General features: G+C 56.8%; 20 protein-coding genes and 1 pseudogene. 7 read left to right on the forward strand and 14 right to left on the reverse strand.

Annotated features, from left to right (window positions below; translation table 11 throughout):
* Positions 1-151: 151 nt before the first annotated feature.
* On the forward strand, positions 152-1,033 hold the full coding sequence (gene speE, locus M8010_RS16795) for a polyamine aminopropyltransferase (protein WP_250093857.1): 882 nt from the start codon (positions 152-154) through the stop codon (positions 1,031-1,033).
* Between the two features lie 208 nt (positions 1,034-1,241).
* On the opposite strand, the gene M8010_RS16800 is transcribed toward speE, so the two are convergent.
* Entirely contained in the window at positions 1,242-2,522 is a 1,281-nt protein-coding gene (locus M8010_RS16800; RefSeq protein WP_250093859.1) for an ammonium transporter AmtB, read from the reverse strand.
* Between the two features lie 71 nt (positions 2,523-2,593).
* Positions 2,594-2,932, reverse strand: coding sequence for a P-II family nitrogen regulator (gene glnK, locus M8010_RS16805; RefSeq protein WP_004578958.1), 339 nt, complete (start codon positions 2,930-2,932; stop codon positions 2,594-2,596).
* Between the two features lie 383 nt (positions 2,933-3,315).
* Here glnK and M8010_RS16810 point away from each other — a divergent pair, with 383 nt between their 5' ends.
* From M8010_RS16810 to trmB, 3 genes are all read left to right on the forward strand, one after another.
* The gene (locus M8010_RS16810) at positions 3,316-3,570 is read left to right on the forward strand and encodes an accessory factor UbiK family protein (RefSeq protein WP_250093860.1); all 255 of its coding nucleotides are present in this window, start codon (positions 3,316-3,318) and stop codon (positions 3,568-3,570) included.
* A 59-nt stretch (positions 3,571-3,629) separates the two neighbouring features.
* Positions 3,630-5,153, forward strand: a complete 1,524-nt coding sequence (locus tag M8010_RS16815) for a YifB family Mg chelatase-like AAA ATPase (RefSeq protein WP_250093861.1) — start codon at positions 3,630-3,632, stop codon at positions 5,151-5,153.
* Between the two features lie 134 nt (positions 5,154-5,287).
* The gene (gene trmB / locus M8010_RS16820; protein WP_250093862.1) at positions 5,288-6,004 is read left to right on the forward strand and encodes a tRNA (guanosine(46)-N7)-methyltransferase TrmB; all 717 of its coding nucleotides are present in this window, start codon (positions 5,288-5,290) and stop codon (positions 6,002-6,004) included.
* 20 nt (positions 6,005-6,024) lie between these two features.
* On the opposite strand, the gene M8010_RS16825 is transcribed toward trmB, so the two are convergent.
* From M8010_RS16825 to M8010_RS16870, 10 genes and pseudogenes are all read right to left on the reverse strand, one after another.
* Positions 6,025-6,558: a hypothetical protein gene (locus tag M8010_RS16825; RefSeq protein ID WP_250093863.1), complete on the reverse strand. Its 534-nt coding sequence runs from the start codon at positions 6,556-6,558 to the stop codon at positions 6,025-6,027.
* On the reverse strand, positions 6,558-7,712 hold the full coding sequence (gene hemW, locus M8010_RS16830) for a radical SAM family heme chaperone HemW (RefSeq protein WP_250093864.1): 1,155 nt from the start codon (positions 7,710-7,712) through the stop codon (positions 6,558-6,560). Before hemW ends, M8010_RS16825 begins: the two co-directional genes overlap by 1 nt.
* Before the next feature lie 2 nt (positions 7,713-7,714).
* Positions 7,715-8,326, reverse strand: a complete 612-nt coding sequence (gene rdgB, locus M8010_RS16835) for an RdgB/HAM1 family non-canonical purine NTP pyrophosphatase (RefSeq protein ID WP_250093865.1) — start codon at positions 8,324-8,326, stop codon at positions 7,715-7,717.
* A complete protein-coding gene (locus M8010_RS16840; protein WP_250093866.1) occupies positions 8,326-8,781 on the reverse strand; it encodes a DUF4426 domain-containing protein in 456 nt (151 codons plus the stop codon). The genes rdgB and M8010_RS16840 overlap by 1 nt, the downstream gene beginning before the upstream one ends.
* Positions 8,778-9,380 (reverse strand): methionine biosynthesis protein MetW, encoded by a 603-nt coding sequence (gene metW / locus M8010_RS16845; protein WP_250093867.1) that lies wholly within the window; start codon positions 9,378-9,380, stop codon positions 8,778-8,780. Before metW ends, M8010_RS16840 begins: the two co-directional genes overlap by 4 nt.
* Positions 9,377-10,525, reverse strand: coding sequence for a homoserine O-succinyltransferase MetX (gene metX / locus M8010_RS16850; RefSeq protein ID WP_250093868.1), 1,149 nt, complete (start codon positions 10,523-10,525; stop codon positions 9,377-9,379). Before metX ends, metW begins: the two co-directional genes overlap by 4 nt.
* A gap of 1,323 nt (positions 10,526-11,848) precedes the next feature.
* Positions 11,849-12,658, reverse strand: a pseudogene (locus M8010_RS20160) (dynamin family protein); the annotation flags it as partial.
* Between the two features lie 243 nt (positions 12,659-12,901).
* Complete coding sequence (locus M8010_RS16860) at positions 12,902-13,483, reverse strand: YggT family protein (RefSeq protein WP_250093871.1); 582 nt, start codon at positions 13,481-13,483, stop codon at positions 12,902-12,904.
* A gap of 23 nt (positions 13,484-13,506) precedes the next feature.
* On the reverse strand, positions 13,507-14,340 hold the full coding sequence (gene proC / locus M8010_RS16865) for a pyrroline-5-carboxylate reductase (RefSeq protein WP_250093873.1): 834 nt from the start codon (positions 14,338-14,340) through the stop codon (positions 13,507-13,509).
* Between the two features lie 83 nt (positions 14,341-14,423).
* A complete protein-coding gene (locus tag M8010_RS16870) occupies positions 14,424-15,116 on the reverse strand; it encodes a YggS family pyridoxal phosphate-dependent enzyme (RefSeq protein ID WP_250093874.1) in 693 nt (230 codons plus the stop codon).
* Between the two features lie 146 nt (positions 15,117-15,262).
* Between M8010_RS16870 and M8010_RS16875 the strand changes: the two genes are divergently transcribed.
* From M8010_RS16875 to M8010_RS16885, 3 genes are all read left to right on the forward strand, one after another.
* Positions 15,263-16,297 carry a type IV pilus twitching motility protein PilT gene (locus M8010_RS16875; RefSeq protein WP_250093875.1) on the forward strand — a complete coding sequence of 345 codons (1,035 nt, stop codon included), beginning with the start codon at positions 15,263-15,265 and terminating at the stop codon, positions 16,295-16,297.
* Between the two features lie 110 nt (positions 16,298-16,407).
* A complete protein-coding gene (locus M8010_RS16880; protein ID WP_250093876.1) occupies positions 16,408-17,529 on the forward strand; it encodes a PilT/PilU family type 4a pilus ATPase in 1,122 nt (373 codons plus the stop codon).
* A gap of 113 nt (positions 17,530-17,642) precedes the next feature.
* Positions 17,643-19,058: an OmpP1/FadL family transporter gene (locus M8010_RS16885; RefSeq protein ID WP_250093877.1), complete on the forward strand. Its 1,416-nt coding sequence runs from the start codon at positions 17,643-17,645 to the stop codon at positions 19,056-19,058.
* Positions 19,059-19,091: 33 nt separating this feature from the next.
* On the opposite strand, the gene M8010_RS16890 is transcribed toward M8010_RS16885, so the two are convergent.
* Positions 19,092-19,469, reverse strand: coding sequence for a hypothetical protein (locus tag M8010_RS16890; protein ID WP_250093878.1), 378 nt, complete (start codon positions 19,467-19,469; stop codon positions 19,092-19,094).
* 184 nt (positions 19,470-19,653) lie between these two features.
* Positions 19,654-22,389, reverse strand: a complete 2,736-nt coding sequence (gene polA / locus M8010_RS16895) for a DNA polymerase I (RefSeq protein WP_250093879.1) — start codon at positions 22,387-22,389, stop codon at positions 19,654-19,656.
* Positions 22,390-22,501: the final 112 nt, after the last annotated feature.

Raw genomic sequence — 22,501 nt, forward strand, 5'->3', positions numbered from 1 at the left:
GCGCTCATTGTATGGATTCCAATGGTCTGCTGAAAGAACTGCGCGGGAAAATCCGGCCCCCGACGCGATGATAGTCCTTTAGGTGTGCGAACTCCCCACCTACAATACCTCCAATACGAACAGGCCCCACAAGTAAATCCGGAGAGACGAAATGACTGCACTGAACGACGGCTGGTTTACCGAAGTATTCCAGGACCAGGGAACTGCATTTTCCCTGCAGGTGAAGAAAAAACTGCACGAAGAGCAGACCGAGTTCCAGAAACTGGAAATCTGGGAAACGGAAACCTTCGGCAACCTGATGGTATTGGACGGCTGCGTGATGCTCACCAGTCGCGACAACTTCCTCTATCACGAAATGATGACTCACCCGGCCCTGTTTACCCATAGGGATCCGAAGAAAGTTGTCATCGTCGGCGGTGGTGACTGTGGAACCCTGAAGGAAGTCCTCAAACATCCGGGCGTGGAAGAAGCCTGGCAGGTCGAAATCGACGAGCGCGTCACCCGTAACTCCGAACAGTACTTTCCTGAACTGTGTGAATCCAATACCGATCCCCGCGCCAACTTCTTCTTCGGCGACGGCATCCAGTGGGTACGCGACGCCGTGCCCGAAAGCCTCGATGTCATCATCATCGACAGCACCGACCCGGTCGGCCCCGCCGAAGGCCTGTTCGCCCTCGACTTCTACCGCGACTGCATGATCGCCCTGCGCGACGGCGGCATCATTGTCCAGCAGAGCGAATCACCGCTGCTGCACACCAACACCATCATCAAGACCATCCACGACGACATGAAAAAGGCCGGCTTCGACCACGTCCGCACCTTGCCGTTCCCGCAACCGGTCTACCCCACCGGCTGGTGGAGCTGCACCATGGCAGGCAAGGAAAAGCCGGTGGTGTATTTCCGCGAAGAAGACGCCGACCAGCGTCCCTTTGTGACCCGTTACTACAACGCCGATATCCACCGTGGGGCTTTGGCGATGCCGCAGTTCATGGTGGATGCGTTGGAGGATAAGGTAATGTCAGACGAGGGCTAGTCCCTGGCTGGCGGAGGAGGTGGGAGGCCGCCTTTCCGGGATCGTCAAAAACAGGGATGTTTTTGTCGAGCGTACATGGACGTATTCACCGCGTATCCCGGAAAGGGGACCTGCCACCTCCGGCATACTCCCAAGCTGTTAACTGCAGACCCCAATAAAAAAGGGGCACCCGCAGGCGCCCCCTTTTCAGATCCAGTGTCAGCCAATATTACTTGCTGCTGACAAACTCCGGATAGGCCTCCATACCACACTCGGACAGATCCACACCTTCGTACTCTTCCTCTTCGGTAACCCGGATACCCATAACCGCCTTGAGGATGCCCCAGACAATCAGGCTGGTTACGAAAACCCAGATGAAGATGGTAAGCATGCCGACCAGCTGGCCCATAAAGGTTGCGTCTGCGTCGGACAGGAGAACCGCGAAGATACCCCAGATACCAACCACACCGTGCACCGAGATAGCACCAACCGGATCATCGATGCGAATCTTGTCCAGAGTCACGATCGAGAACACCACGATGATACCGCCGATGGCGCCGATGATGGCTGCCAGTAGGGGCGACGGGTCAGCAGGCTCAGCCGTGATGGCCACCAGGCCAGCCAGCGCGCCGTTCAGGGCCATCGTCAGGTCAGCTTTGCCAAACATGATGCGGCCGACGATCAGGGCTGCAATGAGACCACCGGAAGCGGCCGCATTGGTGTTCAGGAACACGTTGGCTACCTCGTTGGCAACACCAATACCACCCAGCTTCAGGGTAGAACCGCCGTTGAAGCCGAACCAGCCCATCCACAGAATGAACATGCCGAGGGTAGCCAGGGGCAGGTTTGCACCCGGGAATGCCTTGATCTGACCGTCTGCACCGTACTTTCCTTTACGGGCGCCCAGCAGAATAACGCCTGCCAAGGCAGCTGCCGCACCAGCCATGTGCACAATGCCGGAACCGGCGTAGTCGCTGTAGTTAAGCTCGTACATGCCGAAAACCGCGTCGCCGTTCCAGGTCCAGGCACCCTGCATCGGGTAGATGAAGCCACACATGACAACAGCAAATGCCAGGAAGGCCCAGAGCTTCATACGCTCAGCCACGGCACCAGAGACAATCGACATGGCAGTTGCAACGAACACCACCTGGAAGAAGAAGTCGGAAGCACCGGCGTATTCGCCCATCTCGCCGAAGCCAGCTTCGTTGGAGGCAGCGAGAACGCCGGCAATGGCCGCGTCATCCATTTGTGCAACCGTGGTAACACCGCTGAGGAAGAGGCCGCCGCCATACATGATGTCGTAACCGCAGATCAGGTACATGGTACAGGCCACGGCAAACAGGGAGACGTTCTTGGTCAGGATTTCGGTGGTGTTCTTGGCACGCACCAGACCTGCTTCGAGCATCGAGAAGCCCGCGGCCATCCACATGACCAGGGCACCGCAAATCAGGAAGTAGAAGGTATCCAGTGCATACTGGAGTTCAAAAATATGATTAAGATTGCTTTCCATGTGAAGCCCTCCGCACGAGGCTTTTCAAGTTATAAGTTTTTGCGTTGGCTGTCTGATTGATCAGGCTGTGATCAAACCGCTTCTTCGCCGGTTTCCCCGGTTCGGATCCGGATGGCCTGTTCCAGTTCGGTCACGAAAATCTTGCCGTCACCAATTTTTCCGGTGTTGGCTGCCTTGGTAATGGATTCAATGACCTGGTCCAGCAGGTTGTCGCCGATAGCAACTTCAACCTTGACCTTGGGCAGGAAGTCCACCACGTATTCTGCGCCGCGATAGAGCTCGGTATGACCTTTCTGGCGACCGAAGCCTTTGACTTCAGTGACCGTTACGCCTTGTACGCCAATTTCGGATAGTGCCTCACGCACATCATCCAACTTGAAAGGCTTGATGATCGCTGTCACAAGTTTCATTGCTTTCTCCTTGGTAAAGCCGTCTCAACATATGGAACTCATCGGCCCGTTGTTGAGCTCGGGATGCTGCCACCTCGCACACCAATTGTGCGGATTGCGTACAAGGCTTTTAGCATCGTGTGTGCCAACGCAAAAAAATATATTTATATCAATATCTTAAGTACATGCTGATCCAAAATGGACCGCCATGATGCACCAATTTGGGGCCTGACTGTCTAAAGCGAACCAAAATGATGCACAAGACAGGGGCAGGCACTACAAGGTTGCCACAGTCGCATTATACTGCCGATACCGTACAGTATGGCAAAGCAGGCAATGTGTTACACTTCTGACTTTGGCACCGGTATCAGATCCGGACAGAGTTCGAGCCAGTGAGGTGATTTGTGAAAGGTCCGCAGGATTTCTTTACCCAACTCCAGGGCCAGTTTGGCCAGTTTGTTCCAGACATGGCCCGTGCCGCCCGAGAGGATTTCGAGGCCCAGGCCCGGGCAACGGTAATGACCGTACTATCGCGCCTTGAGCTGGTGACTCGTGAAGAGTTTGATGCTCAGCAGGCGGTACTGATGAAAACCCGGGAGAAAGTCGAGGCGCTCGAAAAGCGCGTGGCCGAGCTGGAACGGCAATCCCCGAACAGCTGACTGGCAGGAAGCCCGTCAAGCGGCTGAGCCGCTGATACCCGTCACCATGGAAGGTTTTTATGTTTGCCGTCGTCCATACCCGCGCCAGCATCGGCGTCTCCGCTCCATCCGTTACCGTTGAAGTTCATCTATCTGGCGGTTTGCCTGCGCTTTCCATTGTCGGACTTCCTGAAACCGGGGTTCGGGAGAGCCGCGAGCGTGTTCGTAGTGCACTGCTCAATGCCGGTTTCGAGTTTCCCGCCCGCCGAATAACCATTAATCTGGCCCCTGCTGATTTGCCCAAGGAGGGCGGTCGTTTCGACCTGCCTATTGCCTTGGGTATTCTTGCCGCCTCGGGTCAGATTCCGGCCGAAAGCCTTGCTCAATACGAGTGTGTGGGGGAGTTGTCCCTTGACGGTGCACTGCGCCCCCTCAAAGGTGTGCTTCCCGCTGTATTGGCCGCGCGTGGTGAGGGGCGGCAATTGCTGGTTCCCCAGGCTAATGCAGCCGAAGCCGCTCTTGCCAGCCAGGACGATGTGCTGCCGGCCGGTCATTTGCTGACGGTGTGTGAGCATTTGTGTGAGCGGGCACGTATTTCACCTGTGTCTGCGGCTATTCCGGAGCAAAGTGTCAGGCCTGGCCCTGACCTGGTCGATGTGCGGGGCCAGGCCGTGCCGCGCAGAGCGTTGGAGATCGCCGCAGCCGGAGGGCACAATCTGCTGATGTTTGGCCCGCCGGGAACCGGGAAAAGTATGCTCGCCAGCCGATTGCCCGGCATCCTGCCACCGTTGACCCTGGAGTCTGCGCTGGAGGTAGCCAGCATCCATTCCGTGGCTGGCATGCCGGTTGAAGACGGAGACTGGTGCCGGCCGCCTTACCGGGCGCCCCATCATACCGCCTCGTCCGTCGCCATGGTTGGCGGTGGAGGTAGCCCGCGGCCCGGTGAAATCTCGCTGGCCCATAGTGGTGTATTGTTTCTCGACGAATTGCCGGAATTCGGACGACGTGTGCTGGAAGTGCTGAGAGAACCCATGGAATCTGGTGAGATTGCCATCAGCCGTGCGGCCAGACAGGTGACGTTTCCGGCCCGCTTTCAAGTGATAGCGGCCATGAACCCGTGCCCCTGCGGTTATCTGGGGCATCCTTCGATTGAGTGCCAGTGTACGCCGCAACAGGTGCTCCGTTATCGGGCAAAGATTTCAGGTCCATTGCTGGATCGTTTTGACCTGCACGTTGAAGTTCCGGTGCAGAGTGGCGAGGTGCTGATGCAGCGCGAGGGGGAAGGGGAGTCCAGTACCCAGGTTCGCGAACGTGTCAATCAGGCCCGTCAGCGGCAGGTACAGCGGGGTTGTGTGAATTGCGCCCTGAGTGGAGCGGAGCTCCATGAGTATTGCCGGCTGGACCCGGCCGGTGAAGCAATGTTGTCCTCGGCGATGGAGCGCCTGGGTTTGTCCGCCCGGGCCCTGCATCGCATTCTTCGGGTGGCGCGAACCCTTGCAGATCTGGAGGGTGAGGAATGTATCGGGAATGGCCACCTGGTAGAGGCGTTAGGCTATCGCAAGCTTGATCGGCAGCAGACCAGGAATGCACAGGTCTCCGTGTAGTTGAATCTGACCCGGCAGGGGGCTGACGGGCACAGAAAGCTGGCTGTATAGTGGCGTCTGCAGCAAGTCACTCTGGTAAACTGTCGACATAACCCATTGAAGATGAACCGCGAAAGGGCGGTTGAGGACGTCAGATGACCGATCATAATGATGTTTCCGGCGATTCACCTGTTACCACACGCCGTGGTGTGCGCAGTTTTGTGCTGCGTCAGGGGCGGATGACAGAAGGTCAGAAAAAGGCCTATGAGCGCAGCTGGCCCAAGTATGGCCTGACCCGAGAGCAGGGCATGATCGACCCGCGCCAGGTGTTCGGGCGGGACAATATGCTGAATCTGGAAATCGGCTTCGGCATGGGCCAATCCCTCGCGGACATGGCGGAAGCAGCGCCGGAGCAGGATTTTATCGGTGTGGAGGTGCATCTTCCGGGTGTCGGTGCTCTGTTGAAGGAAATAGAAGACAGGGGGCTGGAAAACGTCCGGATCTATGCCATTGACGCCAACGACGTGATTGACCTGTGCCTGCCCGATGCCGCGCTCGATCGGGTGATGGTGTTTTTCCCGGACCCCTGGCCAAAGAAGCGGCACCACAAACGCCGGCTTATTCAGCATGAGTTTGTTCAGCGACTGCGCCACAAGCTTCGTGTGGGGGGGATCCTGCACCTGGCGACAGACTGGGAGAACTACGCGGAATACATGATGGAAATCATGACTGAGTCGGAGGGCTTCGCCAACACTCAGGAGCGTGGCCAGTATTCACCTCGCCCTGACGATCGCCCGATCACCAAATTCGAGAAGCGCGGAGAAACCCTGGGGCACGGGGTATGGGACCTGGTGTTTTACCGCACCAACTAACTAACACTTACCCAGCGGCGCTACCCGTGGGCCATCGGGCGGCGCCTGGCAGCGCGGATAATGACCAGTCCGGCAGCCCCGAGCATTAGCCCTGTAAACTTGACAAGTGCGCAGATGGTTGCAGACAGGCTGAGCATGTCCGTAGGCGGGTCCATGTTGTTCAGTAACAGGATATTCTCGCCCATGTCGGCGGTACCGGCCGCCACAAACAGGGCCTTGACCCAGCGGGCAACGTTACGCTCTCGTACGCCAGGGCGGTCGCGGGTCAGATGGTTGGTGAGGAAAATCAGCGTCACCAGGTAAGCCGGGACAAACAGGAAGTCCAGCCAGAGGGAAACATGGGCCCATAGCAGGTCACCCTGGCGCCAGCTCCGGATGATGGCCATGGATTGGTCTGCGGTGGCCGCCATCTGGAAGCTGACAATACCCTGCGGTGCTGAGCCCGTCTGCAATGGCTGGTTAATCAGCACCAGAATGATGAGCAGGGCTGCAGTTACCAGAAGACTCAGGTTAAGCCTTTTGGGAAACAGGGTCAGAAGGCGCGGCAGTGGCATCAGAGGAAGCGCTCCAGCAAGCTGTTCAGGTACCGCTGTCCGAGTTCCGTGGTCTGAATTCTTCCCGGTTCCAGCAGGTTTTCTGTTCTTAATGCCTCAAGTTTTACCGCAACTGTGCTCAAGGGTAAACCTGTACGTTCTGTGAACAGGTTTTCCGGTACACCGGAAGTCAGCCGCAAGGCATTCATCAGGAATTCCAGAGGACGTTCGTCAGCCTCGATTACCTGGCTGCCGGCAGTGCGGCTGCCAATCCGGTTCAGGTAGGCATCGGGTTGCCGGGTTTTCCAGAAACGCCGAATTTCGCCGTTGCGCAAGGTGATTTTTCCGTGGGCTCCGGCGCCAAGCGCCAGGTAGTCGCCAAACATCCAATAATTCAGGTTGTGGCGGGAGGCCATTCCGGGCCGGCTCCAGGCTGATACCTCGTAATCCGTGAAACCCTGTTGGTGCAGATAATCCGAGCCCTGGCGATAAATTTCCCACAGGTGGTCTTCGTCCGGTAATTGCGGCGGGCGGCTGTAGAACTCGGTATTGGGTTCGAGGGTCAACTGGTACCAGGACAGGTGTGGCGGCTCCCACGCCATGGCAGCCTCCAGGTCGGCAATGGCCTGTTCCGGTGTCTGGCCCGGCAATCCATGCATAAGATCCAGGTTGAAGTTATCAAAGCCGGCGTTTTGGGCCGCTTCAATGGCACTATGAGCCGCCTTGTCGTCGTGGATACGGCCCAGCGCTTTCAGGCGCTGGGCGTTGAAGCTCTGGATGCCGATGGACAGGCGGTTTATTCCCGCTGCCCGGAAGCCCTGGAATCGGTGTTGTTCTACCGTTCCCGGATTGGCCTCCAGGGTGATCTCGGCACCATCAGCGAAATTGAGGTGTTTCCGCAGCTGGTGGAACAGGCGCTTATAGAAGTCGGGCGACATCAGTGACGGTGTACCACCCCCGATGAACACCGTTTGGATGCGGCGGCCCTGAACCAGCGTCAGGTCGCTGGCGAGATCCTCCACGATGGCTTTCAGGTAGTGGTCTTCCGGGATTTCACCGGTCAGGACGTGTGAATTGAAGTCACAGTAAGGGCATTTTTTCACGCACCAGGGAACGTGTATGTAGAGGCTAAGCGGGGGTAGCTCGTTGTTCCGCCAGGTATCCGTGAGGGGCATGGTCACGCCGCCCCGGCACCCAGTTGCTCTAGGAGCTGGGTAAGCGCTCGTCCGCGATGGCTTATTCTGCCCTTGTCTTCCCTGGACAGCTCAGCGGCGCTGGTTCCAGTCTCCGGAACCAGAAATACCGGGTCATACCCGAACCCCCCTTCTCCCCTGGGGTGTGCCAGTATATGCCCGGGCCAGCGACCGTGGCAGATAACCGGTGTCGGGTCATCGGCATGGCGCAGGTAGACCAGTACGCAGTGAAACTGGGCGGTGCGCTGATTTTCAGGCACCTCTTCCATCGCCGACAACAGCGCCCGGACATTGTCCTCGTCGCTGGCGGATTCTCCGGCATATCGGGCAGATCTTACGCCTGGCTCACCACCGAGTGCGTCGACCGCCAGCCCTGAATCGTCCGCCAGGGCGGGTAAGCCTGTGATGCGGGCAGCATGTCGTGCTTTAAGTATGGCGTTTTCCACAAAGGTGACTGCCGGCTCTTCCGCTTCGCCAACTCCGAGTTCGCCCTGAGCAACGGGCGTCAGCCCCAGGGGTTTCAGCAGCTCGGCGAGCTCGGCAATCTTGCCTTTGTTGTTGCTGGCTATTACCAGTCTGTCAGTAGTTTCAGTCATCAGTCATTAAACAACGTGTGGGCGAAACGAATGGGCAGGTCTCCACTGCTTCCGGTGGGCCGGGCGGTTATCTGGAAGGTCATCAGTTCGGCGTTGCTGTACTGATATTCCGCGATGAAGTAGACAGCATTACCTTCCTGAATTCTGCGGAATCCCAGGAACTTCACCTGTTGCACGTCGTTCAGTACCTTGCCTTCCACTTGCCCTGATACTGGCTCCAGACCACCGGTTTCGGTTTCCTGCATGATGGAAATATTAACGATCCCAATGCTTTTGCTGCGATTGAGGTTGTTCTCGCGAGCAACCTCGGGTGCCAGGAAGGTGCTGGGGAACACGCTCCAGTGTACCTGGAATTCACCGAAATCCTTCGAGCCGGCGTGGCTCTGGGTGGCGAAAAAAGCCAGACAGGCCAGTGATACAAGGGCAAAGTAATGATTACGAATGGTCTTGGTCATGATCCCTCCCGGGTTATCCGGTAAATGGCAATTTGTCCCAACATGTTGGGCCACAGGCGGCTTAGCCAGCGATCCTGGTGTTCACCATCTACCACCGTACGAGTCAGGATGCGGAAGCCTTTGCGGTAACACAAGGCCTCAAAATCCTTGAAGGTGCACAGATGGATGTTGGGCGTGTTATACCATTTATACGGCAAAGTTTCGGATTCGGGCATACGGCCCCGACGCATCAGGTACCAGCGTAGCTTCCAGTAGGCAAAATTGGGGAAGGTTACTATGCCTTCGCGACCAACCCGCATCATTTCATCAAGCACCATGTCGGGGCGACGCACAGCCTGCAGTGCCTGGGTCATCAGCACAGTGTCGAAAGTATGGTCCTCGAAGTTGCCCAACCCCTGGGTATCGAGATTCTGTTCGATAACCGATACACCACGGCCCACGCAGGTTGTTATGTGCTCCTGGTTGATTTCCAGGCCGAAGCCGGTGGCCTGCTTTTCCTGTTGCAGGTAATCCAGCAGGGTACCGTCGCCGCAACCCAGGTCCAGCACATGGCTTCCGGGTTTGATCCATTGCTCGATGATTTTCAGGTCGGTTCTCATGCGCCGGCCTCCCTTGCTATCCGGTCCATGTACGCTTCGAAGATAGCGGTGTATCTGGGGGTTGGTATCAGGAAGGCATCGTGGCCCCAGGGCGCGTCGATTTCCGCATAACTGACCTTGCAGCGAGCCGAAATCATGGCATTCACCAGCTCTTCAGACCTTGCCGGTGTAAATCGCCAGTCGGTGCTGAATGACAGCACCAGGAATTCGCAGCGGGCGCCGCGCAGAGCTTTCGCCAGGTCGTTGTCGTGTTCGTAGGCGGGGTCAAAATAGTCCAGCGCCTTGGTCATCAGCATGTAGGTGTTGGCGTCAAATGATTCGGAAAAACGTTCACCCTGATATCGCAGGTAACTTTCCACCTGGAATTCGGCGTCGAAGCCGAACTTGTAAGCCTGGTCCCGCAACTCGCGGCCGAATTTTTCGCCCATGGAAGCGTCAGACAGATAGGTAATGTGCCCGACCATCCGTGCCAGCATCAGTCCGCGCCGGGGCAAGGTGTTGTACTCGTAGTAGCGGCCTTCGTGAAATTCCCGGTCTGACGTGATGGCCTGTCTTGCCACCTCGTTGAAGGCAATGTTCTGGGCGCTGAGGCGTGGGGTAGACGCAATAACCACGGCGTGTCGCAGGCGATCAGGATAATCCAGGCTCCATTGCAGGGCCTGCATGCCTCCCAGAGAGCCGCCAACTACCGCAGCCCAGCATTTGATCCCCAGCCGGTCGGCAAGCAGTGCCTGGCTGTGGACCCAGTCTCGAACGGTGATAACAGGAAAATCGGGTCCGTAGGGCTGACCGGTTTGGGGGTTTGTGCTGCCCGGGCCGGTACTGCCATGGCAGCCGCCCAGGTTGTTCAGGCTGACAACGAAAAAACGGTTGGTGTCGATAGGCTTGCCCGGGCCAATGCAGCTGTCCCACCAGCCGGGTTTCCGATCCTCCTTGCTGTGATAACCGGCTGCATGATGGTGACCGCTCAGGGCGTGACAGATCAGCACCGCGTTGCTGGCATCCTCGTTCAGTCTGCCATAGGTCTCGACCACCAGGTCATAACTTTCCAGTGTCCGGTTGCACGCCAGGGTGATCGGCGTGTCGAAGTGCAGTGTCTGTGGGGTAACTATCCCTACAGAATCCGTTGGCAAGGGATCGGGCATTGGCGCGACAGGTTCCTGATTCGGTCCATAGTATCTGCAAGAAGATTGAGGCAATGGCCGCGCCGGATAGCCCGTTTGAAGGCAGGCTCGATGAAATGGCCGGCTGATTGCCAGCCAAGCAGTTTAAAGGCCGGCCTGCGTGGCTGCAACCGCCGTTTCCGGCGCTTATCAGACAGCGCCGGAAATATTGACCACTTTCTGCTGGATCAGGGTTGGTGCCGGTTTGCGGATCTGCCTTTGCATGGCATCGGCCAGTTCCAGTTGTCGCTTCAGGTCGTTGATGGTGTTTTGCAGCCGTTCCCGCTCGGCGCGGCTGTCGCGGTCACTGCGCACCATGTCCCGTAGCCGGCGAATCTGATGTTCCAGTAACTGCTTCTGTTCCATGGAGTACTGCATGATGGGTAAGAGTGCCTCTGAAGGCCAGCGCTCTACATCCGTCCGCACCCGCAGGTGCAGCGTGCGCGCTTCCTCCACCATGACATTGAAAAATCGGCGCACCAGTAGTGACTGTTCTGTCAGCAGATTTTTCGGGCTGATACGGAATCGCCTGGCCTTCTTGCGTAGTTCCCTCACGGCAATCACGTGACGCCCCGCCCGCAGGGGGATAGGTTCCAGGTGTCGGGCACGGGTATCTTCGTTGTAGCGGCGATAGATGGCTGCCACCATTTTCTCTGCCAGGCGCCCTTCGCTGAGCAGGTTGGTCAGGTCACTTTCCAGTAATTCGAAAAAGTGATCCATGCCGTGATTCATACCGGCGGTCGTCCAGCTTTTGGACATCTTCCGGCGGGTATTTTCGGCGTGGGCCTCAAACCTGTCCTCGCTGACCAGCCCCTTGAGAATATCGCCCTGGGAGTCCATCAGCCGGCGACTGGAGCGCAAGGTGATCAGCTTCTTGTAATAGAAATCATAATCATGCTGGGCGCGGTCCGCCAGGCGACGCAATGCGTCCTTGTCCATGGTGACGCCGGCACAGGCTTCCAGCTCTTCCTCAAGTGCATCAAGCCGGGTCTGCATGGCGGCCTGGCTGTTCTGTAGCATACCCAGCAAGTCATTGATCAGGCTCTGGGTGATCAGCTGTTCCTTGTGCATCAGAATACGCTGGACAATCAACTGCTCCAGCTGGCCAATATTTGAGCGCCCGAAAAGCTCCTCATTACCTTTGACCCGGGCCACCAGGCCCTGCTTTGCAGAGAGCGGAATAACATCATTCTGGCGTATGCCCAGATGATCGGCGGTATAGCCGCGTACACGGTCGATTGCTTCCTGGGTATGCTTTTCGCCCTGCAGATCATCCCAGAGCACGTCGATCTTGTTCAGTACCGCAAAGCGCCCGGCGCGGTGGTCTGCATGCTCAGTATCGATATGCTCTTTCCAGATGGTCATATCACTGGCGGTAACACCGGTGTCGGCGCTGAGCAGGAAAATAATGGCGTGGGCACGGGGTAGCATACTGATGGTCAGTTCCGGCTCGGAGCCCAGTGCGTTCAGCCCCGGGGTGTCCAGAATCCGCAGGCCACGCTCAAACAGGGGGTGGCGAATACTGACCTGGGCATTGCGCCAGGCCGGAACCAGTACGTTCCCGGGCCGGTTGCGGTCATGCTCCAGCATGTCTTCATCAAATCCGAGGCCACGCGCTTCCTGGGGGTTGACGCTCTTGACCCGTGCCACTTCGGCCAGTACTTCCCGCATGATTTCAGGGTCGCGCTCATCCAGGTCATGTTTGACCCAACGCTCGGGTTGTTTGCGCAGTTGCTGCAGAGAAAGCTCGCCGGTGCGGGTTTCGATGGGAAGCAGCAGCAGGTAGTTGCTGTTGGATGTGCGATCGAAAAACAGCTCGGTTGGGCACATGGTGGTGCGGCCTGCCTGGGAGGGCAGCATGCGCTGGCCGTATTCGGAGAAGAACAGGGCGTTGATCAGTTCCGTTTTACCGCGGGAGTACTCGCCGACAAAGGCTATGGTGAGCTCGTCTTCGATCAGCAATTCCAGACCATGACGGATGCGATTGCTGACATCGTCCGAAAACAGATTATTATCCTGCAGCCACAGGCGATACCGGCCAATCTGGCGAATTAGTTCCTTTTTCCAGCCGTGGTAGGCCTCTACCTGCTGCGACAGGGTTCCTTGCTTGTTCATCGGACTATCCTTCTGCGCGACTTCCGGGCAACTGCTCAGGGCATTGGTTGGATAAAGTTGTGCCAAAAATATAGTTAATGTTACCGCAATGTTCCGGTAAGTCTGCGGGGCCGATCACAGATCTGTACGCCAGGGCTACGTGTCGATGGCAAAAAAAGCAGCTGATTCAATAAGATGAATCAGCTGCTGGAAAGGGTGTTTTATTGTCCCCATGTGTAACGGAATGTGTTTTTGGGAAGTAGTCTACATTCCGACGATGGATCCCATGCCGGCTGCAATCTTCATGTGGTCAATCACCACCGAAATCACGTTGAGGATCAGGAATACAATAATGGGTGACAGGTCCAGACCACCGAGGGATGGCATCACGCTGCGCACCGGCCGCATGACCGGTTCGGTAATCTGGGCAACCAGCTGGATGGCAGGATGGTTGCTTTGCGGTGCGATCCAGCTCACCACCACAACGGCGATGACGGACCAGAAGTAGATTTTGACGATCAGGTCCAGCACATTGAGTATCGACCAGCTCAGCAATGTCAGGGGGTTGATCGCCGGAATACCGCCGTTAAGCGCAAAAAGGATCAGAAAAAAGGTGATGGCCTGAATGATGACGGCCAGCACAAGCGCGGCGCCGTCGATGCCGCCCCAGCCGGGAATAAAGCGGCGCAAAGGGCGTAGCAGCGGATTCGTTGCCTTCACCGCGAACTGGGTGATCGGGTTGTAGAAATCGGCTCTTGCCAGTTGCAGCAGGAAGCGCAGCAACACGATGGTCAGGTAAAACGTCGAGGCAATGAGCAGAATGGTGATCAGAATGTCAGCCAGCATGAAGCCGTGTCTCCCTTTATCGGTTACTGTTTTTTGGCAAGTTCTTTGGCCATTTCCCCGGAGCGCTTATAGGCTGCCGAATAGGCTTGTTTCACCAGATCCCTGAGGCCACCCTGTTCAAAGGTCTGGATGGCCTGTTCCGTTGTCCCGCCGGGAGACATGACATTGCGCTTGAGTTGGCCCGGGTCATGCTCACTTCGTCCGGCCATTTCAGCGGCTCCGGCCATGGTCTGAATGGCAAGCGCCCTTGCCGTTTCGCTGGCAATGCCCGCGTCGGTGGCGGCTTCTTCAAGTGCTTCCAGCATCAGGAAGAAGTAGGCCGGACCACTGCCAGAGAGAGCAGTGACAGCATGCAGCAGCGTTTCGTCCTCGACCCAGAGAGCCGTGCCGATGCTATTGAAGACCGATTCAACCATGGTCTTCTGCTTGTCTTTCACCTGGTCATTGGCGTACAGGCCGGCCGCCCCCTTGCCTACCAGTGAGGGTGTATTTGGCATCACCCTTACCAGCGGCAGGCCACCGCCCAGCCATTCGTCCAGAGTGGACGCTTCCAGGCCGGCAGCGATGGATACCATCAGCGGGCGGGTATTCTGCACTACCGGGGCGATATCCTGACAAACATCCGCCATAACCTGTGGCTTGACCGCCAGAACCACCATATCTGCCTGCTGGGCGCAGTACCGGTTGTCAGTGGTAACGCTGACGCCAAACTGCTTGCGGATGGATTGAAGGTGATTGTCATCGGGGGCGCTGACCCAGATATTGGCGGCCTGGAAGCCGCTGTCCAGCATGCCACCGATAATAGCGCTGGCCATGTTGCCGGCGCCGATAAAGGAAATCGTTGGTGATGTGCTCAAGGTTCACTCCGCGTTTGGATCAGTAGTGGTCAATTGTCGATCTGCTGGTGATGATAACAGGAACTTCGCCTATCAGCCTCCGCTTACCGGGGGCCGAAAAGGGCGGTTCCAACCCTGACCCAGGTAGAGCCTTCTTCAATGGCCATTTCCAGGTCGTCAGACATACCCATGGAGAGCGTGTCCAGAGGGCCAGACGCAGGTGCTTCCTGCCGCAATCTTTTCAGGGCATTGGCCAGTTTGCGGAAGCTTGATCGCAAACTTGCTTCTGGCTGATCAGGGTCCGGAATCGCCATCAGGCCCCTGAGAGACAGGTTTGGCATCTCTTCAATGGCGTCCGCAAGTTCAATGAGATCCTCCAGTGAGCAGCCGGACTTGGACTCTTCATTATTGATGTTCACCTGAAGGCAGATATTCAGCGGCGGATGGGCGTCCCCGCGTTGCTCATTCAGCCGGTGAGCAATCTTGATCCGGTCCACGCTGTGAACCCAGTCAAAGGCCTCAGCAATCTGACGGGTCTTGTTGGACTGGACCGGGCCAATAAAGTGCCACTCAATGGTTGCCAGGTCGGCCAGGGCTTCCATCTTGTCCAGCGCTTCCTGAACATAGCTTTCGCCGAACGCACGCTGGCCGGCAGCGTGGGCATCCCGAAGGTCGTCTGCCGGTCTTTTTTTGCTCACAGCGAGCAAATTCACCGACTTTGCGTTGCGGCCGGCCTTCAATGTTGCTTTTTGTATGCGTCGGGTTACGGTCCCGATGTTGTCTGCTATGCTGCTCATAGTGCGAATCTGCCGACTCCGGTCTGTCACTGATATGGTGACACGTTACCCGCAGGTCACTGAAATGCCAAGTGAACCTGTTCGGGGCCTGCTGCCGGAAGCCGGCGCATACCGGGATAAAAGAAAAAAGCCTTCCGAGGACCCCTATGGATATTACTGAACTGCTTGCCTTTTCGGCCAAACAGGGTGCATCCGACTTGCACCTTTCGGCTGGTCTCCCCCCGATGATCCGTGTTGATGGCGACGTGCGCCGTATCAACCTTCCGCCCATGGAGCACAAAGAAGTCCACGGGTTGATCTACGACATCATGAACGACAAGCAGCGCAAGGACTACGAAGAGTTTCTGGAAACCGACTTTTCCTTCGAAGTTCCGGGCGTAGCCCGCTTCCGCGTCAACGCATTCAACCAGAACCGGGGCTCCGGCGCGGTCTTCCGTACCATCCCGTCAAAAGTGCTGACCATGGAAGACCTGGGCATGGGCCAGGTTTTCAAGGATATTGCATCGGTGCCACGTGGTCTGGTGCTGGTCACCGGCCCGACGGGTTCCGGTAAGTCCACCACGCTGGCGGCGATGGTCGATTACATCAACGACACTCGCTATGAGCACATCCTCACCATCGAGGACCCCATCGAATTTGTTCACGAATCCAAGAAATGCCTGCTCAACCAGCGGGAAGTGCACCGTGACACCCTGGGCTTCAACGAAGCATTGCGCTCGGCATTGCGGGAAGACCCCGACATCATCCTGGTAGGCGAGCTGCGGGACCTGGAAACCATCCGCCTGGCACTGACTGCGGCTGAAACCGGCCACCTGGTATTCGGTACTTTGCACACAACCTCCGCCGCCAAGACCATTGATCGGGTGGTGGACGTGTTCCCGGCGGAAGAGAAGTCCATGGTGCGCTCCATGTTGTCGGAGTCTTTGCAGGCGGTTATCTCCCAGAGTTTGATGAAGAAAATGGGCGGTGGCCGGATTGCGGCCCACGAAATCATGATTGGTACCTCAGCGATCCGAAACCTGATCCGCGAAGATAAGATTGCGCAAATGTACTCGGCAATCCAGACCGGTGGTTCGATTGGCATGACAACCCTGGATCAGTGCCTTGAGAAACTGTTGAAAAAAGGCCTCATCTCCCGCGAAGCTGCGAGAATGAAGGCGAAAATGCCAGATAATTTTTAATCTTTGCCGAAGGCTCGGCACTCTGTTCGGAGGGTGTCGGGCAGGGCTGGCCCAGGGCCAGCCCTGCCCGACGCCCAAACACCGAAAGCCAGAAACACAGGTAAAAAATCATGGAATTCGAAAAACTACTTCGTTTGATGGTGGACAAGGGCGGTTCGGACCTGTTTATAACGGCTGGTGTGCCGCCGTCCATGAAAGTGAACGGTAAAGTGTTACCTGTCACCAAGAATGCACTTACCCCGGAGCAGACTCGGGAATTCGTTTACGGTTCCATGAACGACAAGCAGCGGGCCGAGTTCGATGAGAGCCACGAGTGCAACTTCGCCATCAGTGCCCGTGGCATCGGCCGTTTCCGTGTCAGCGCTTTCTTCCAGCGTAACCTGTGCGGCATGGTGCTACGGCGGATTGAGGTGAAAATCCCGCAGATTGACGACCTTGCCTTGCCCGAGGTAATCAAGGAACTGGCCATGACCAAGCGTGGCCTGATCATGTTTGTGGGTGCCACCGGTACCGGTAAATCCACTTCGCTGGCGGCCATGCTCGGGCATCGTAATCGCAACAGCCGCGGTCATATCATTTCCATTGAGGACCCGATCGAATTCGTCCACCAGCACCAGGGCTGTATTGTTACCCAGCGGGAAGTGGGCATTGATACCGAAAGTTTTGAAGTGGCATTGAAGAACACACTGCGTCAGGCGCCCGACGTCATTCTGATTGGCGAGGTGCGTACCCGCCAGACAATGGAATATTCAGTGCAGTTTGCCGAAACAGGCCACCTCTGCCTGGCCACCCTGCACGCCAACAACGCCAACCAGGCGCTGGACCGGATTATCCAGTTTTTCCCGCCGGAGCAGCACAACCAGATCTGGATGGATTTGTCCCTGAACCTCAAGGCCATCGTGGCTCAGCAGTTGATTCCGACACCGGACGGGCAGGGTCGGAAAGCGGTTATCGAAGTGTTGATCAACACGCCTCTGGTCGCAGACATGATTCGCAAGGGCGAAGTGCACAGGCTCAAGGAGCTGATGTCCAAGTCCAACGAGACTGGCATGCGCACCTTTGATCAGGCGCTATACACCCTCTATGCCGAAGGTTCCATCACCTACGAAGACGCCCTTGCCCATGCCGACTCTGCTAACGATCTGCGCCTGATGATCAAGTTGGGTGCCGATTCCCAGGGGGCGGATAAACTGGCGTCCAGTGTCGACAAGTTGTCTATTCAGGACGACTGAGTGCTAATAAGACTTTAGTATTAGATAGATAGGCCCCTGAAACAGTAGGGTTGGCAATTGAGGCCATCGACTCACCCTGCGTATACTTCGCCGCGTCACCACACGGAGGAATTATGCGCAACAAAAAGTCCAACCTTTACTCTGCTATTAGGTACACCACACTCGCCGCTGCAGTCGCGCCGGCGAGTGCCCTGGCCGGCGGTTTCGCGCTCAACGAGCAAAGCGCCAGTGCCATGGGTGTTGCCAATGCCGGTACCGCCGCCAACCCTGAAAATGCCACCACCGTTCTGTTTAACCCTGCTGGCATGAGCCAGCTGTCCGGAACCAATCTGTCGTTCGGTGCAGCTGTGCTGGATATTGACGCGGAAGCCAAAGAGGGCGTAATCGCTCGTCGCAAAGATGGCACCACCTTTAGAGATGGCCGCGGTGGAGATATTGCTGATCCTGCTGTACTGCCAAACCTGTATATGACCCACGAAGTGAATGATTCCGTCGATGTAGGGTTTGGTATCCATGCGCCTTACGGACTTTCCGCAGATTACGACGATGATTTTACGGGCCGCTACTTTGCCGACGAAACGGAGCTGACCGTGATTTCATTCAGCCCATCCGTTTCCATCAACAATGGTGAAGGCCTCTCTATGGGGGCGGGCATCAATATCATGCATGCTCAGGGAAAGCTGACGAAGTTCCAGGACTATAGTGATCTGCAGGCACTTGCAGGCACTCCTCTGGAAGATGGTTATGCCGATATCGAGGGTGACGATGTAGCGGTCAACTTTCGCGTTGGTTTCCTGTATGAGCTATCAAAGCGAACGCAATTTGGTCTGACGTTGCAAACCGGAACTGAGTTTGAGCTAGATGGCGATGCAGAGGTTTCGAATGTTCCTGATCTCGCGCCGAACCCTGACCCTGTCACCAGCCCACAATTCCCTGTCGTTCCAACGGGCGGCCAAACTGACCAGTCTGAAAAAGTTACCGTACCGCTGGCTATTCCCGAGAGTGCTACCTTCGGTGTTCGCCACCAGCTAACTGACACCATAACCCTGCTGGGTGGCGCTACCTATGCCAAGTGGAGCCGCTTTGAAGAACTCGATGTGGTAAGCAGAGAAGGCGGGCAAGGCGCAATTTCTTCGGCTAGCGGCGATCCTATTTCGCACGTCACAGAAGATTGGCAGAATACCTGGCAGTTCAACCTTGGTGGTATCTGGCAGGCGACCCCCGAGTGGGCCTTCAAGACTGGTTATGCGTTTGACGAGTCGCCGGTTAATGAAGACTACGTGACTGCCCGAATCCCCTCCAATGATCGTCACTGGCTGACGCTTGGTGCACAGTGGAGTGATGATAGCAGTGGCTGGACCGTTGATGTGGCCGCTGGCACCCTGATCTTTGAGGATGATGCGAAGGTCAATGAATTTGAATACGACCACGACGACCCAACAGGCGAACCTGTGAACGCAAGCAACTATCAGGGCGAACATGAACTCGAGGCCTGGAGCGCAGGCATTCAAGTCAGCAAACGGTTCTGATCATAGTTGCCGAAGGCTGACCGGATATTTCGGTCAGCCGACCACTTGCCCGCGATAAATTCGCTTCGATCTTTGCGGCTGGGGCGTTTGCCCTTCCGCATCCATTTCTCTGCCAGCCTCTCGGTCTTCTGCGATGACCTGTCCACGGCTATTTCGCTTGACTCCCTCTTCGTCTTCTTCCGGTTCAGCAAGCCTGAGCTGCGGAACCTGCTCTGTCAGTGTGGCCCAGATGCGGGAGAGTTGGCTGGAGCGCGTTTTACGGGCGTAGTCAGCCAGTTGTTGTTCCAGGTGTTCATCGGTGAGATGCAGCTTTACGCCGAATTCTGTGTGAATCAGGCGTCGGCACTGGTGGACCAGCTTTAGTGGGCCAGGCTCCATCAGCCAGCTTCTTTGAGATGCCAGGTATGTCATGGTAACGGCCTCGGGAAAGATGTGTCACAACCTGGTCCCTGCCTGGTCAGGCAGGGACCGACAATCTTAATAGCAAGCGAATTTCATGCCGTCTTGTGAAAAAAGCGTGGTTGTGCGATTCCGTGCGCAAATGGTGGTCATAAATGGGGCGTTTCAGTGTCAGGCTGCTCCAAAATGGACATGTCTAGTGTGCTTCGTCCCAGTTATTGCCGACGCCGGCTTCCACCAACAGCGGCACGTCCAGCCTGGCAGCGGCTGACATACGCTTCTCGAGGCCTTCGCGGATTTTATCCACCGCTGATTCGCGCACTTCGAGAATCAGTTCGTCGTGTACCTGAAGGATCATCCGGGCGTCATTCTGATGATTGTTCAGCAGCCAGTCTTCCACGCTTACCATGGCCCGCTTGATGATGTCTGCTGCGGTGCCCTGCATGGGCGCATTGATGGCAGTGCGCTCCGCAGCCTGCTGCATCTGCTTGTTGCGGGCGTTGATTTCTGGCAGGTAGAGGCGGCGACCATAAAGCGTTTCCACGTAGCCGTCGTCGTGAGCCTGTTTGCGAATGTTGTCCATGTACTTGAGGACACCGGGATAACGCTCGAAATAACGGTCGATGTATTCCTGGGCCTGGTTACGGCCCACATCCAGCTGGCGGGCCAGGCCAAACGCCGACATGCCATAAATCAGCCCGAAGTTGATGGCCTTGGCGCTGCGGCGCTGGTCGCCGGACACATCCTCAACAGCAACGCCAAAAACTTCTGCTGCCGTTGCGCGGTGAATATCCTCGCCTTTCTCGAACGCGGTCAGCAGGCCCTTGTCGCCAGACAGGTGAGCCATAATTCGCAGTTCAATCTGGGAATAGTCCGCGGCCATGAGTTTGTACCCGTCCGGCGCCACGAATGCCTGGCGAATACGACGGCCCTGTTCACTGCGGATGGGGATGTTCTGCAGATTGGGTTCCGACGATGATAGCCGCCCGGTGGCCGTCACTGCCTGATGATAGGAGGTGTGTATCCGGCCGGTACGATGATGGATAAGCTCCGGCAGGGTGTCTGTGTAAGTGGATTTGAGCTTGCTCAGGCTGCGGTGCTCCAGTATCAGCCGCGGCAGGGCGTGCTCATGGGCGAGTTCCTGAAGCACCGGCTCCGCGGTGGAAGGCGCGCCTTTTGGCGTTTTCTTCACTACCGGCAGCCCCATCTTGTCATAGAAGATGGTTTGCAGTTGCTTGGGGGAGCCCAGGTTGAAGGTTTCGCCTGCTTCCTCATGGGCTTCCTTTTCCAGTTCCGCCATGCGCTCCGCCAGTTCCTGGCTATGCTTGCGGAGGGTGCTGGCACTGATCATCGCGCCCCGTTGTTCCATCCGGGAGAGCACCGGCACCAGTGGCAGGTCAATGTTTTCATACACTTCCCGCAGGCGGCCGGTTTTTTCCAGTTGCGGGCGCAGCACCTGATGCAGCCGCAGGGTGATGTCGGCATCTTCGGCGGCATAGGGGCCTGCCTGCGCCAGATCGATCTGGTTGAAGGTCAGCTGCTTGGCACCTTTGCCGGCAATGGACTCGAATGTAATCGTCTGTTCGCCCAGGTGCTGCATGGCCAGTGAGTCCATGTCGTGGCGGGAGCCCACGGAATTGAGAACGTAGGACTGCAGCATGGTGTCCTCGGCAATACCTTCCAGGCTGATGCCGTGGTTGGCCAGAACATTCTTGTCGTATTTGAGATTCTGGCCGAGCTTGGGCCTTTTGGGATTTTCCAGCAGAGGCTTCAGCTGTTTCAGTACCTTGTCCCGGTCCAGTTGCTCCGGGGCGCCCATGTAATCATGGCCGAAGGGTACATAGGCGGCTTCGCCTGCCTCGATAGCAAAGGAGACACCAACAACTTCTGCGTCCATATAGCGCAGGCTGGTGGTTTCGGTGTCGAATGCAAACAAATGTGCCTTGCTGAGACGTTCAATCCAGTTGTCCAGTTCTGCCTGGTCAGTGACAACCGAGTACTTCTTGATTGTTGAGGCAGACTCTTCGCTACGGGTGTTGTCGGCACTGCTCGTGTTGGAGGCGCCGTTGCCACTGCTTTCCAGCTCCGCAATCCAGGACCGGAGCTCGTATTCCCGGAACAGTTCGAGCAGCTTGTCGTCATCCTGGGTTCTCAGCTCAAGATCTTCCAGCCCGAACTCCAGTTCCACATCGGTTTTAATGGTGGCCAGCTCACGGCTCAGCGGCAGGGTTTCCTGGGCCTCGCGAAGGTACTCGCCAATTTTGCCTTTGACCTCGTCGGCATGCTCGATAATGCTGTCCAGGTTCTCCCAGGTCTGTAGCCATTTAACCGCGGTTTTGGGGCCGCATTTGTTAACGCCGGGAATGTTGTCTACCTTGTCGCCCACCAATGCCAGGTAATCCACGATCTGTTCGGGGGCAATGCCGAACTTTTCCACCACGCCGTCGCGGTCCATGCGTGTGTCGGTCATGGTGTTGATCAGGGTGACGTGGTCGCTCACCAGTTGTGCCATGTCCTTGTCGCCGGTCGACACCACCACATCAATGCCTTTGCTGGTGGCTTCGTCCGACAGGGTGCCGATCACATCGTCAGCTTCTACCCCGCTGATAATCAGTAGCGGCAAGCCCATGGCGCGAACCATGTCGTGAATGGGCTGGATCTGCACGGCCAGGTCGTCCGGCATGGGCGGGCGGGTCGCCTTGTAATCTTCGTACAGGTCGTTGCGGAAGGTTTTTCCCTTGGCGTCAAACACCACCACCATTTTCGAGCCCGGAAAATCCTGCTCCAGCTTCCGGATCATACTGATAACGCCCTTGATAGCTCCGGTTGGATGCCCCTTGCTGGTCATCAGAGGTGGCAGGGCATGATAGGCGCGGAAAAGGTACGACGAACCGTCGACAAGAACCACGGGCGGAGTCTGTTGTTGTGTCATATCAAAACGGATCCGGATTCTGATTGAAGCGTTGAATGGCTTGTGCAACTCTGACAGTACGGAGGCATTGGTTCGCAGTGTCAGGGCGGCTTTGAGCGTCTTTTAACAGAAT

The sequence above is a fragment of the Marinobacter sp. ATCH36 genome (assembly GCF_023555055.1).
Lineage (GTDB): Bacteria > Pseudomonadota > Gammaproteobacteria > Pseudomonadales > Oleiphilaceae > Marinobacter.